Annotated in this window: 14 protein-coding genes; 7 read left to right on the top strand and 7 right to left on the bottom strand. The window is 59.0% G+C overall.

The genetic code is table 11. The features are described from left to right. Positions 1 to 702, bottom strand: a complete 702-nt coding sequence (locus ACR0BZ_RS03010) for a glutathione S-transferase family protein (RefSeq protein ID WP_480919411.1) — start codon at positions 700 to 702, stop codon at positions 1 to 3. 167 nt (positions 703 to 869) lie between these two features. Between ACR0BZ_RS03010 and rpiA the strand changes: the two genes are divergently transcribed. The 6 genes from rpiA to ACR0BZ_RS03040 all read left to right on the top strand — a co-directional run bounded on the left by rpiA (position 870) and on the right by ACR0BZ_RS03040 (position 7,071). Beyond that, entirely contained in the window at positions 870 to 1,658 is a 789-nt protein-coding gene (gene rpiA, locus ACR0BZ_RS03015) for a ribose-5-phosphate isomerase RpiA (protein WP_209504279.1), read from the top strand. Between the two features lie 124 nt (positions 1,659 to 1,782). Then, a complete protein-coding gene (gene gor, locus ACR0BZ_RS03020) occupies positions 1,783 to 3,141 on the top strand; it encodes a glutathione-disulfide reductase (RefSeq protein ID WP_480919463.1) in 1,359 nt (452 codons plus the stop codon). A gap of 72 nt (positions 3,142 to 3,213) precedes the next feature. Then, a complete protein-coding gene (gene hflK, locus ACR0BZ_RS03025; RefSeq protein ID WP_267363979.1) occupies positions 3,214 to 4,356 on the top strand; it encodes an FtsH protease activity modulator HflK in 1,143 nt (380 codons plus the stop codon). A 3-nt stretch (positions 4,357 to 4,359) separates the two neighbouring features. Next, positions 4,360 to 5,256 (top strand): protease modulator HflC, encoded by an 897-nt coding sequence (gene hflC / locus ACR0BZ_RS03030; RefSeq protein WP_480919412.1) that lies wholly within the window; start codon positions 4,360 to 4,362, stop codon positions 5,254 to 5,256. Beyond that, positions 5,256 to 5,450 (top strand): DUF2065 domain-containing protein, encoded by a 195-nt coding sequence (locus tag ACR0BZ_RS03035; RefSeq protein ID WP_267363999.1) that lies wholly within the window; start codon positions 5,256 to 5,258, stop codon positions 5,448 to 5,450. The genes hflC and ACR0BZ_RS03035 overlap by 1 nt, the downstream gene beginning before the upstream one ends. 127 nt (positions 5,451 to 5,577) lie before the next feature. After that, positions 5,578 to 7,071: a Do family serine endopeptidase gene (locus ACR0BZ_RS03040; RefSeq protein ID WP_480919413.1), complete on the top strand. Its 1,494-nt coding sequence runs from the start codon at positions 5,578 to 5,580 to the stop codon at positions 7,069 to 7,071. 218 nt (positions 7,072 to 7,289) lie between these two features. Here the strand turns inward: ACR0BZ_RS03040 and ACR0BZ_RS03045 are convergent, their stop codons facing one another. The 5 genes from ACR0BZ_RS03045 to ACR0BZ_RS03065 all read right to left on the bottom strand — a co-directional run bounded on the left by ACR0BZ_RS03045 (position 7,290) and on the right by ACR0BZ_RS03065 (position 11,525). After that, complete coding sequence (locus tag ACR0BZ_RS03045) at positions 7,290 to 7,958, bottom strand: Crp/Fnr family transcriptional regulator (protein WP_480919414.1); 669 nt, start codon at positions 7,956 to 7,958, stop codon at positions 7,290 to 7,292. A 114-nt stretch (positions 7,959 to 8,072) separates the two neighbouring features. Then, positions 8,073 to 8,678, bottom strand: a complete 606-nt coding sequence (locus tag ACR0BZ_RS03050; RefSeq protein ID WP_480919415.1) for an inner membrane-spanning protein YciB — start codon at positions 8,676 to 8,678, stop codon at positions 8,073 to 8,075. Positions 8,679 to 8,694: 16 nt separating this feature from the next. After that, positions 8,695 to 9,597 carry an EamA family transporter gene (locus ACR0BZ_RS03055; protein WP_480476492.1) on the bottom strand — a complete coding sequence of 301 codons (903 nt, stop codon included), beginning with the start codon at positions 9,595 to 9,597 and terminating at the stop codon, positions 8,695 to 8,697. 88 nt (positions 9,598 to 9,685) lie between these two features. Beyond that, the gene (gene ftsY, locus ACR0BZ_RS03060; protein ID WP_480919416.1) at positions 9,686 to 10,828 is read right to left on the bottom strand and encodes a signal recognition particle-docking protein FtsY; all 1,143 of its coding nucleotides are present in this window, start codon (positions 10,826 to 10,828) and stop codon (positions 9,686 to 9,688) included. A gap of 58 nt (positions 10,829 to 10,886) precedes the next feature. Next, positions 10,887 to 11,525, bottom strand: a complete 639-nt coding sequence (locus ACR0BZ_RS03065; RefSeq protein ID WP_480919417.1) for a lysoplasmalogenase family protein — start codon at positions 11,523 to 11,525, stop codon at positions 10,887 to 10,889. Between the two features lie 140 nt (positions 11,526 to 11,665). On the opposite strand from ACR0BZ_RS03065, the gene ACR0BZ_RS03070 reads away from it, so the two are divergent. Next, a complete protein-coding gene (locus tag ACR0BZ_RS03070) occupies positions 11,666 to 12,061 on the top strand; it encodes a hypothetical protein (RefSeq protein WP_480831762.1) in 396 nt (131 codons plus the stop codon). On the opposite strand, the gene ACR0BZ_RS03075 is transcribed toward ACR0BZ_RS03070, so the two are convergent. Then, positions 12,062 to 12,703, bottom strand: coding sequence for a glutathione S-transferase family protein (locus tag ACR0BZ_RS03075; protein ID WP_480919418.1), 642 nt, complete (start codon positions 12,701 to 12,703; stop codon positions 12,062 to 12,064). It lies immediately after the preceding gene. Between the last annotated feature and the right edge of the window lie 3 nt (positions 12,704 to 12,706).

Consider the following 12,706-nt stretch of genomic DNA (forward strand, 5'->3'; position numbering starts at 1 on the left):
TCAGATAGCCGAGCCTTCCGGGGGATTAGCGTAAGTAGGGGATGTGAAGGGTGTAACGCCCAAACCTTCCGCAGCGATTGCCGAACGGGTGGCGGGGCATGTCTCAAGGTGCAGAAGCACTTTCTGCAAATGTGGCGTGTCGGCCAGTTGATACCAGCTGCGGTCAGCACTTACGGGGTACAGGGCCATCCAGCGCATCATGCAGGCGACATAATAGGTCAGAACCGATGGGACACCTGCGCGAAACCACTCAGGCCCGCGTTGCGCCAGCGCATCCAGCAGCCGCAGGTGCTGCTGCAACCGGGGTCGGATGCCCGCGCGCAGCGTGTCGGCCTGTGAGGCGTCTATGTATTTTTCAGCGTAGAACAGGATGCGAAGATCCGCATGCAACGTGTTGGACGCGAAGAACAGCCATTTCAGAAATCCGGCGCGTTCAGGATCATCCGCCGCCGGGGCCAATTGACCATGGCGCTCTGTCAGCCAAAGCAGGATCGCCGCAGTTTCAAAGATCGGGCCCTGCGGCGTTTCCAGAACCGGGATCAGCCCGTTGGGATTAAGCGACCGATACGCGTCGCTGTCCTGCTCGTTCTGGCGGCGGTCCACCAGCACGGTTTCATAAGCCATGCCCATCTCGTCCAGCGCCAGCCGGATCACCAGCGAGGCGTTGTCAGGGGCATAGTGCAGGCGGTACGGGGTCAACATGCGCGCAACTTACAGCGCAAAGATGTGGGTGTAAGACATGATTGCGACTTTTCCGACAGGAAACGCGTAGTCCTGAGACATCTTAACACCTGTCGGATCGCAAAATGGGGTCGCAGTCGTCTGACGCATTCCCTATAACTCGGTCAGAATAAACTGGGAAAGCTGCCATGACCAGAGATCTGTCGCCAATCGACACCGCGAAATATGTTGCCGCGTACCGTGCCGCCGACATGGTCGAAGACGGGATGCGCGTGGGCCTTGGCACAGGATCGACAGCCGCCTGGCTGGTGCGCCGTCTGGGTGAACGGGTGCGCGAAGACGGACTGCGGATCAAGGGTGTTCCAACCTCGACCCGCACGGCGCAGCTTGCCCGCGAGGTTGGTATCGACGTCATCTCACTGGATCAGGCCGGTTGGCTGGACATGACCATCGATGGCGCGGATGAGTTCGATCAGGACCTGAACCTGATCAAGGGCGGTGGCGGTGCGCATCTGCAGGAAAAGATTGTGGCCACGGCCAGCGACCAGATGATCGTCATCGCCGATGCAGGCAAAGAAGTTGAAACTCTGGGGGCCTTTCCGCTGCCTGTCGAGGTCATTCCCTTTGGCTGGCAGACAACGCGCACATTGATCGAGGAAGCCCTGGATACGATGGATGTGCTTGGGACATCCTCGGCGCTGCGCATGAATGGCGAGGCGCCGTTTGTGACGGATGAGGGCAACCACATCCTTGACCTGCACCTCAAGCGCATCGGCAACCCGCGCCAGATGGCGCTGATCCTGAACCAGGTGCCCGGTGTTGTGGAAAATGGCCTGTTCATCGACATCTGCGACAAGGTCGTGATCGGCCATGGCGATGGCCGGGTCGAGCTGCGGGATATCAACGCGGGCACGGTCGAACTGGATCAGCTGCTCAGCGGGTCGCGCGATAACCTGTTTTCCGATTTTTCGGACTGAGTATCGTGCAGGTCCCTTCGGCAAGTGGCTATGAAAGTTCGAATTTTCCGCGCCGGGGGTTGGCACAGGGTTTTTTACGCCCAGATATCCAGAGAATTTTGCAAGTTGAATGAAGGAACCCGGCATGAGCTTTGACTATGATCTTTTTGTCATCGGCGGAGGTTCGGGCGGGGTCCGCGCGGCGCGTGTTGCGGCGGGCGAAACCGGTGCCAAGGTCGCGCTGGCCGAAGAAGACCGGTATGGCGGCACCTGTGTGATCCGGGGCTGCGTGCCAAAGAAGCTGATGGTCTTTGCCAGCGAATACTCGGGCATGGTCGGGGATGCGCAGGCCTATGGCTGGGACATTCAGCCCGGCGCGTTCAACTGGAACACTTTCCACGGCAAGCTGGTGGCCGAGCTTGATCGGTTGGAAGGGATATATCGCAATATCCTGAAGAACAACGGCGTCGAAAGCTTTGACCAGCGTGCGCGCCTTGTGGATGCCCACACGGTCGAGCTGGCCGATGGAACCCGCAAAACGGCCAAACACATTCTGGTCGCCACCGGCGGTCGCCCGGTTGTTCCGGATTTCCCGGGCTCGGAACTGGCGATTACGTCGAACGAGATATTCCATCTGGGCAAGCTGCCAGAAAGCATCCTGATCGTAGGGGGCGGTTATATCGCCTGTGAATTTGCCGGGATCATGAACGGGCTGGGGGTCAGGACGACTCAGTTCTATCGCGGCGCACAGATCCTTCGGGGGTTTGATGACGAGGCGCGTGGACTGATCAGCGAAGAAATGTGCCAGAACGGCATCGACCTGCATCTGGGCACCAATGTGATCGAGATGAAAAAGCAGGGCGACAAGATCTGGGTCAAGGCCACCAACGGCTCCGAGCAGAGTTTTGATGTGGTGATGTATGCCACGGGTCGTGCGCCGAATGCCGATAACCTTGGGCTGGAAGCTTTGGGCGTTGAACGCGGCCGTAAGGGCGAGATCATCGTGGATGAATACAGCCAGACCGCCGTGCCCTCGATCTATGCCATTGGCGATGTGACGGACCGGGTGAACCTGACACCGGTTGCGATCCGCGAGGGGATGGCCTTTGTGGAAACCGTGTTCAAGGGCAATCCGACACCGGTGGATCACGACTTGATTCCGACCGCGATCTTTACTCAGCCTGAGATGGGAACTGTCGGCCTCAGCGAAGAAGAGGCAGCGGAACAGGAACCGATTGAGGTTTATGCCACGTCTTTCAAGCCGATGCAGAAATCCTTTGCTGGCGGCACGCAGCGGGTACTGATGAAACTCATCGTCTCTCAGGCCACGCGCAAGGTGCTGGGTTGCCATATTGTCGCCCCCGGTGCCGGCGAGATGATCCAGCTGGCGGGAATCGCTGTAAAGATGGGCGCGACCAAGGAAGATTTTGACCGAACGGTTGCAGTTCACCCGGTCATGGCCGAAGAACTGGTGACAATGCGGCAACCTGTGCGCACGGCTTGATTTGCAAGCGCGCGCACACACGTTACAAGGGAACCCGTGATCACACGGTCCAAAACGAAGGAAAAGATACATATGGCGGGCAATAGCGGAGGCCCCTGGGGGGGCGGAGGCTCATCCGGTGGCGGAGGAAATCGGGGTAACAACGGGGACGGGCGCAAGCCCCCCGAAAGCGATGGCCCGCATATCCCCGAGATCGACGAACTGATGAAAAAAGGCCAGGAACAGCTGCGCGTCCTCATGGGCGGTCGTGGTGGCGGTGGCCGTGGTACCAATGGCTCGGGTGGCGGCGGTGGCCCGGCCTTTACCAAGGGCACCCTGCTTTTGGGCGGCGTCGCCGCTCTGGTGATGTGGGGCGTGGCCAGCGCCTATACGGTCAAACCCGAAGAGCAATCAGTTGAACTGCTGTTTGGCCGCTTCTCGGGGATCGGTACAGAAGGTCTCAACTTTGCCCCATGGCCGGTTGTGACGGCCGAAGTTATTCCGGTGAAGGTCGAACAGACGGAAACTATCGGCTCGGGTGGTCGTGGAAGCGATGCGGGTCTGATGCTGACGGGCGATGAAAACATCGTCGATATCGATTTTCAGGTGGTCTGGAACATCTCGAATCCGGCAGATTTCCTCTTCAACCTGCGTGATCCCAGACAAACGATTCAGGCGGTTTCGGAATCCGCGATGCGCGAAATTATCGCGCAGTCTTCGCTTGCGCCGATCCTGAACCGCGACCGTGCGGTTATCGCTGAACGGCTTGAGGAACTGATCCAATCCACGCTCGACAGCTATAGTTCAGGCATCAATATTGTTCGTGTGAACTTTGATGGTGCCGACCCGCCAGAACCGGTCAAGGACGCATTCCGTGAGGTACAGTCAGCGGGTCAGGAACGTGACCGGCTTGAAAAGCAGGCTGATGCCTATGCCAACCGGGTTCTCGCCGGTGCCCGTGGTGAAGCGGCGCAGGTTCTGGAAGAAGCCGAAGCCTATCGCGCCCAGGTCGTGAATGAGGCACAGGGTGAGGCCAGCCGCTTCAGCGCGGTTTTGGCGGAATACGCCAAAGCGCCGGACGTGACGCGCAAGCGTCTGTATCTTGAGCGGATGGAGCAGGTCCTTGGCGACGTAAACAAGATCATTCTGGATGAGAATGCCGGTGGGCAGGGGCAGGGCGTGGTCCCGTATCTGCCGCTGAACGAATTGCGCCGCAACTCGGGCGAGGGGAACTAAAAGATGCGTAAATCAACTTTTGTTCTGCCTGTCATTTTTGTTCTTGTGGTGGCTGCGCTATCGTCGATCTTCATCGTCGACGAACGGGAAAAAGCACTGGTTCTGCAATTCGGTCGCGTCATTGATGTCAAGGAAGATCCGGGTCTTGCGTTCAAGATTCCGGTCATTCAGGAAGTCGTCCGCTATGACGACCGTATTCTGAGCCGCGAGGTCGGACCACTGGAGGTGACACCTCTGGATGACCGTCGTCTGGTGGTTGACGCGTTTGCACGCTATCGGATTACCGATGTGCGCCAGTTCCGCGAAGCGGTGGGTGCGGGCGGCATCGATACCGCAGAACAGCGGCTGGATTCCATTTTGCGGGCGAAAACACGCGAAGTTCTGGGTTCCGTCAGCTCGAACGATATCCTCAGCTCGGATCGGGCGGCGCTGATGCTGCGCATCCGCAATGGGGCCATTACCGAAGCGCGTGATCTGGGTCTTGAAGTGATCGACGTCCGGCTCAAACGCACTGACCTGCCGCAAGCCAACCTCGAAGCCACCTTTGCGCGTATGCGTGCCGAACGCGAGCGTGAAGCGGCAGATGAAGTGGCCCGTGGTGAGGAAGCTGCACAGCGTATCCGCGCGCAAGCCGATCGTACAGTGGTGGAACTGGTGTCGGATGCCCGTCGCGAATCTGAAATTGTTCGCGGTGAGGCCGACGCCGAACGCAACGCGATCTTTGCGGATGCCTACGGAGCAGACCCCGAGTTCTTTGAGTTCTACCGCTCTCTGTCAGCCTATGAAAATGCGCTTCAGGGCGGAAACAGCTCGTTGGTGCTAAGCCCGGATTCGGACTTCTTCAACTACCTCAGTTCGCCATCAGGTCGGCGGGCACCGGTGGCGGCGCCGTCCGAATGATGGGCATGATCCTTCTGGCCTTCGGGCTGGTACTGATTGTCGAGGGGCTGGCCTATGCGCTGGCCCCTTCGCTTATCGAGCGGATGCTGGAGGCGTTGCGCGCCATGCCCGAACAGGCCCGGCGTCTGGCCGGGTTGCTTTGTGTTGTCAGCGGTTTGATCCTGCTCTGGGGGGCATATCAACTGGGCTTTTGACGGGGCGGTTTCACGTGCGGGTGATTTCCCTGCGATCCCGAGTTGCTCACCGGGTTAAACTGACTACATTGGAAACTAAGAAAGGCCGAAACAGGCCTTGGCAAGATTGTCGACAAGGAGAGCTCAAGTGCAAGCGAAAGCGCGCAGTTTATCCGTCCGGTGGGACGACGTGAGTGTTTGGATGCGGCTGTTGTGGCTGGCCTTTGCCGGTACGCTGCTTGTGCTGGCGCAGTCGGTTTCCGCTCAGGCCAGAGGCGAAAGCCTGGCGCCCTTGGCCGAAAAGATCAGCCCGGCCGTGGTGAACATCACCACAAGCACCCTGATCGAAGGTCAGACAGGTCCGCAGGGCATCGTGCCCGAGGGGTCTCCGTTCGAGGATTTCTTTCGCGAGTTTCAGGATCGCAACGGCGGCAATGACAACGGCCCGCCCCGACGCAGCAACGCCCTTGGGTCGGGTTTTGTGATCTCCGAGGATGGCTTTATTGTCACCAACAATCACGTCATTGCGGAAGCTGATGAAATCCTCATAGAATTCTTCCCCGGCGACGGGCAGCCCAAAAAAGAACTGGTGGCCAAGGTCATCGGAACCGATGAGAAAACCGATATCGCGCTGCTCAAGGTCGAAGCGTCCGGCCCCTTGAAATACGTGCAATTCGGCGACAGCGACGTGGCGCGTGTGGGTGATTGGGTTATTGCCATGGGCAACCCGCTTGGTCAGGGCTTTTCTGTATCCGCTGGTATCGTATCCGCCCGCAACCGGGCGCTCAGCGGATCTTATGACGACTACATCCAGACGGATGCGGCGATCAACCGGGGCAACTCGGGCGGTCCGTTGTTCAACATGGACGGCGAAGTGATCGGCGTGAACACCGCCATCCTCTCGCCCAACGGTGGCTCGATCGGCATCGGCTTTTCGATGGCGTCGAACGTGGTAGTGAAGGTTGTCGATCAGCTGCGCGAGTTTGGTGAAACCCGGCGCGGCTGGCTGGGTGTCCGCATTCAGGACGTGACCGAGGACATGGCCGAGGCCATGGGGCTGGAAAAGCCCGGCGGCGCGCTGATCAGCGATGTTCCTGAAGGCCCCGCCCAGGAGGCCGGTCTGAAAGCAGGCGACGTGATCATCAGCTTTGACGGTGTCGAAGTCGAAGACACCCGTGGTCTGGTCCGTCAGGTTGGCGAAACAGAAGTCGGCAAAGCTGTCCGGGTCATTGTGCATCGCGATGGCGGCACGCAGACAATTCTGGTCACGCTGGGACGCCGCGAAGACGCAGAAAGCAAAGAAGATGACGAAGAAGAAACGCAAGATGCTCCGGTCGAAGAAAACGCCGATATTCTCGGGCTGACCATCTCCCCGCTCACAGATACGCTGCGCGCGGATATGGGATTGGATGCAGATGCCGAAGGTCTGGTGATTTCGAATGTCGACGAAGCGTCTGAAGCCTACGCGAAAGGGTTGCGCGCGGGTGACTTGATTACGGAAGCGGGACAGCAAAAGGTGGAAACCATCGCGGATCTGGAGGCCCGAATGGACCAATCGCGAGAGGCTGGGCGGAAATCCCTGCTGCTTTTGGTCCGCAGGGGGGGCGAGCCGCGATTTGTGGCGCTAAGCCTGGAAGAGTGATTAGAAAAGGCCGGGACAAGCACCCGGCCTTTTTCATTGCCTGAACACCTGAAGAGGCATGCAAAAAGAAAATGAGCCATACGCGGTAATTGCGTATGGCTCAGATACAGGGAGAGATCAGTGGACAGATATCGGGGATGATTCTCTGACCTCCTACGGTAACAACTTCACCTTAGGTCAACGCCGACCTCTTCGTATGTGAACCAGATCACACTGGGTCAGATAAGTTCGGAATCGGCCAGATCCCGCAAAGCGTCGAAATCCTGAATCAGCAATCCGCCGCGCGAGGATTCGACAATATTGTCGCGTTTCCAGATCGAGATCGTCTTGGAAACGGCCTCGCGTGTGGCCCCGACAAATTCGGCCAGTTCGCTCTGCGACAAGGTGATGCGCTGCGTTGGGTCGTCCTGCAATTCCGACAGATGCAACAGCTTTCGGGCCAATCGAATGGGCATGGGCAAAAAGACCTGCTCGTTCAGCTGCAACCCCATCCATCGCATGCGCACCCCGGCCAACCGGATCAGATCCACGGCAAGATCAGGCTGTTTTCTGATCTGGTTCATGACGTCATTGCGACGCACACGCAGGACGCGCGATGGCTCGGCCGCCGCAATGGTTGCCGTGCGCGGGCCGTTGTCAAACAGCGCAATCTCGCCAAAAACTTCACCTGGGCGCATCAGCGTCAGCGTCAGCTTTCGACCGCTCATCGCCAGAAAGGACACTTCAAGCGTGCCTGCCAGAATGGCATAAAGCGAATCCCCTTCATCGCCTTGTTCGAAAAGGGTTTCTCCTTGAGCCAGCGAGATGTCGGTCGCCTGCGCCGAAAGCATCTCTCTAAGCCCGTCGGAGGCTTCGGAAAGGAAGCCGCTGGTGGGAAAGGCCGTCATGTATACACCGATCTTGGGCAAGGTGTGAGTGTGGGTGGTGACACAACTTCCCATAGCTCGGCGGCTAAGCCAAGAATTTTGTTTGATTTTGCAGGTATGGCGACGTCAGAACAGCTATTTCTGTTCCGGGTCGTCCATATAGCGTTGCAGGATGCTGAATTGCAGCATCAGGAAGGCCATCAGCGCAATGGGAAATCCGAAGGTTTCGATCTTGACCCAAAGGTCGGTCGACATGGTGCGCCAGACAAACTCGTTTGCCGCGGCCAGAACAGCGAAACAGGCGCAAAGGCGGCGTGTCAGAATCATCCAGCCTTCGTGCTTCATCGGCAGCATTTCATCCAATACATAGGCCAGATAAGATTTCTTTTGCAGCAACCCGATGCCAAGGATCAGGGCGAACAGGCCATAGACAAGCGTGGTTTTCATCTTGAAAAACCGCTCGTCATTGAACCATGCGGTCAGGCCGCCGAAGAAAATGACCATGAAGGCCGTGAAAATCTGCATCCGGCTAAGTTGGCCGGTGAGGTACCACAGGATACCCATTGCCCCCAGCATCAGGGGGACGAAGATAATCGTCGCGATGATAAAGCCGGAATATTCGGTGCCACCGATCAGAAAGCTGTCATCACGCAAGCGCAGGTAGATGAAGAAGAAGGCCAGCGGAGGGCCAAGCTCCAACGCCTGTTTCAGAAATGGGTTGATGTCTTTTTTGGCTGTCATCGGTATGTCCTGCTGCTTACCCGCCCATTTCAACTATTACGGCGCCGAGTGCAATCAATGCCATCAATGCAATGCGTCTTGGGCCAACGGTTTCCTTCAGGACAAGCCAGCCGATCAGCGCCGCAAAGACGGTTGAGGTTTCGCGCAGCACGGCGGCTTCGCCGACTTTGTCCAGCCGCGTGGCCAGCATGATCGACCCAAAGGACAAAGGCGCGATGATGCCGCCGGCCAGACCCCGCAGCATCAGTGGGCCGGGCGCAGGGCGATGTGTCATCGCGCGCCATCTGAGGAAGGCGTAGACCGGCATCGCCGCGCCGTCGATCATGAAGAACCAGGCCAGAAATGTGAACGGGTCGGCGGTGGCGCGTATGCCATAGGCGTCATAGGTGGTGTAAAGGGCGACAAACAGCCCCGTGATGATCGCCAGGACCAGCGCAATCCCCAGCGTGTCCCGGTTGGTTTCAAGAAACCGGAAATTATAGGCGGCCAGGCCGAATATCCCGGCCAGCAGGGTTGCGACGCCCAGCCACTGCACGGTCGAGAATGTTTCACCGAACAGAAGATAGGCACCAATGACCGTAAACAGCGGGCCTGTCCCGCGCACGACGGGATAGACGACCGTGTAGGACCCTTTGGTGTACGCCGCGGCCTGCAGCGTCTTGTAGGCAATGTGGATCAGCCAGACGAGGGCGAAGATCGGCCACATATGAGGTTCAGGCCAGGGCACCACGAAAAAGGCAAACGGGGCGGCCATCAGACCATAGCTGGCGTCAATGGCACCGCGGGACAGCCATGGATCATGACGGCCTTTCTGCAGCGCCCCGAACGCGGCGTGCAGGAAGGCGGCCATCAACGCCAGTGCCAGCGCCAGTTGGTGACCGGCTTCGGTGCCTTCAAGTGAGATCAGCCAGTCGCTCAAATACGCAGACCTTTTGTAGGGCGGAGAGGGGAGGGGGCTGTCTGCCCCCACACCCCCGAGGATATTTGGGGCCAGATGAAGTGGCGGATCAGCCCTTGTCGAGCCCGGTCAGGGCGGCGGCGAATTCTTCGGGATCGAAGGGGGCAAGGTCATCGATCTGTTCTCCCACCCCGATTGCATGGATCGGCAGGCCGAACTTGTCGGCCAGCGCGACCAGCACACCGCCCTTGGCGGTTCCGTCCAGCTTGGTCATGATCAGGCCCGAGACATCGGCCAGCTTGCGAAAGGTTTCCACCTGGCTCAGCGCGTTCTGACCTGTGGTGGCGTCAAGGACCAGCAAGGTGTTGTGCGGTGCGGTCTCGTCAACCTTGCGGATGACGCGGACGATCTTGGCCAGTTCCTCCATCAGGTCGGTGCGGTTTTGCAGGCGTCCGGCGGTATCGATCATCAGCAGATCCGCGCCTTCGGCCTGAGCCCGGGTCAGCGCGTCAAAGGCGAGGCTGGCGGGGTCCGAGCCCTCGGGCGCGGTCAGAACCGGAACCCCGGCGCGGTCGCCCCAGACTTGCAGCTGTTCGACGGCCGCAGCGCGAAAGGTGTCACCGGCGGCTATGACGACTTTTTTGCCGGCCTGCTTGAACTGGCTGGCCAGTTTGCCGATGGTCGTGGTCTTGCCCGAGCCGTTGACGCCGACGACCAGCACCACTTGCGGGCGTTTGGGATAGATCGGCAGGGGCCTGGCCACGGGCTCCATCACGCGGGCCACTTCCTGCGCCAGCAACTGTTTGATTTCCCGGGTCGAGAGTTTTCGCCCAAAGCGCCCCTCGGCCATGTTCGAGGTGACACGCAGGGCGGTGTCGACGCCCATGTCAGAAGCGATCAGCAGCTCTTCGAGTTGCTCGAGCATGTCGTCATCCAGCGTGCGGCGTATTTCTGTGGCAGCGCTGCCACGGCTGAACAAGCGGTTCAGGATGCCTTTGGGTTCAGGGATTTCTGGTGGCGGGGCAGCTGGTGTGGGATCCGCCGGGGCGGGGGCAGGTTGTTCAGCCGGTTCCTGCGCCGGTTCAGGGGTCGGGATTTCGGGAACCGGTTGCGGTTCGGGCTCAGGTTCGGGGAGGACAGGGTCGGGTGCGGCGGTTTCCTCTCCACCATCCTCGACGATGGCGTCCAGCCCCTGTTCGAGGCGGGATGAGGATTTGAACAACTTGTCCTTTAGCTTTGAGAAAAACGCCATATTTGGTCTCCGCAGGTGTTCCTTTCACCTAATGCGGATTTGCGGCAGTTGCAAAGGGTCACGCAAAAGCAAAGACGAAACCAAATTGCGCCCCCCAATAGAGCGGCCAGATCAGATAGGGCGTCAGCTTGTGGGCGGGGTGGTTCGCAGGCAGCAGGAACTTTTCCGTAGCAAGGATCAGATCAGATGCGATGAAGGTGATTGCAGCCGGGAACGCCCATCGCAGTGCACCTGTCTGGGGCAGCGCCAGCACGGTGATCCCCATGCCAAGGATGATCGGGATATAGGCCAGAACAGGGCCTTTCAGGTCTCCGGCGCGGGGGGCAAGCAGTGTGGCCATGACAATGCCCAGAATGACCAGAGACCACACGATCGCGGGGGCATCCCAGATCAGGCTGGCGGAGCTGGCAGGATGCGACAGGAACAGGGCGATATAGGCCAGATGCCCGGCGGCAAAAGCGGCAATGCCGGCCATGAACGTGGCATCCGTTTCACGCGACAACAGCGCGTCCCCGGTTGCGCACAGGGCAAGCGCAACGGCAAGCATCCATGGGCTGCCTTGCAGAACCGCAATGACTGCCAGCGCGGCGACCGAGGTGGTTTTCAGCACAGTGCGCAAGGAACTGGCTGGTCGGGCCGTCAGGGGCAGGTATCCCAATGCGCAGCCAAGGGCGATCCAGAAGAGAAGGGTTGTCATTTCACCTCACCGCGGTTTTCGAATACCTTCATCCCGAGCGCGGCATATAATCAAGCGCTTACGTTGAGTTAAGCGTGTTTCCCCAAGCCCTGGCCAAAGGGTGAATGGCATAGCGGGATCGCATCTGACACAATGGGCATATGTTCCGAGCGCTGATGATTCTCGCCTGCTTTGCCACGCCGCCCGCTGCGGCCCAGACCCCTTTGTCCGGCCCCGAATTCGACACCTATACGCAGGGCAAGACCCTGTTTTACGGGTTCGAAGGGCAGGTCTACGGGGTCGAACGTTATTTGCCCAACCGCCGCGTGATCTGGTCTTTTCTGGATGGCGATTGCAAGGAAGGTGTATGGTATCAGCAGGAAGAGCAGATTTGTTTCATCTACGAAGACCGGTTTGACCCGCAATGCTGGGTCTTTACGCGATCTGGCGGTGGCCTTGTCGCGCAGTTTGAAGGCGACCCGCAGGCGACCGAGCTGTACGAGGCGGAAGATATCGGGGAAGAAATGGTGTGTTATGGCCCCGATGTCGGGGTCTGACTAGGTCACTCGAAGCTCATCATAGCTGAGCATGACATGCTCCTGATATGCAGGTCTTTCTGTCAGCTTATCGTAATAGCGCCGCAGGTTGGGCAGGACCGCGCGGGATATGCCGATGTCGTAATAGCGATAAAGGATATGTCCCAGCTGAATATCGGCCAGCGTCAGATCGGGCCCGCACAGGTAGGTGTTTTCTGACAGTCGAGTATCGGCAAGTGCCAGTTTTCTATCCAGCGCGGCAACAGCCTGTTCAATCGCGTGTTGGTCCTGCTCTGCCGGGGCGGTCCGCACAACCTGCCAGAACACGGGCACTGTGAAACCCATCGCAACGTTGATCTTGGCCCATTCCGCCCATTTGTCGACTTCGGCCTGCTGGACCGGGTCGCGTGGCCAGAACGTATTCCCGCCATAGGCATTCGCCAGATAGCGCAGGATTGCGCCGGTCTCCCACAGCGGTGGGTGATTGTCATCCTGTAGTACTGGGATGGTGCCGTTCGGGTTCAACTTGCGAAAGGCATCGGTGTCCAGCCCGCCGAACCTGTGCCCTGCATCGTGGCGATGAAAGCGCAGATCCAGCTCTCCGACGCACCACATCAGGGCCTGAACATTCGATGACGTTTTGCGGCCCCAGATTGTCAACATGGC

The sequence above is a fragment of the Ruegeria sp. P8 genome, assembly GCF_056534665.1.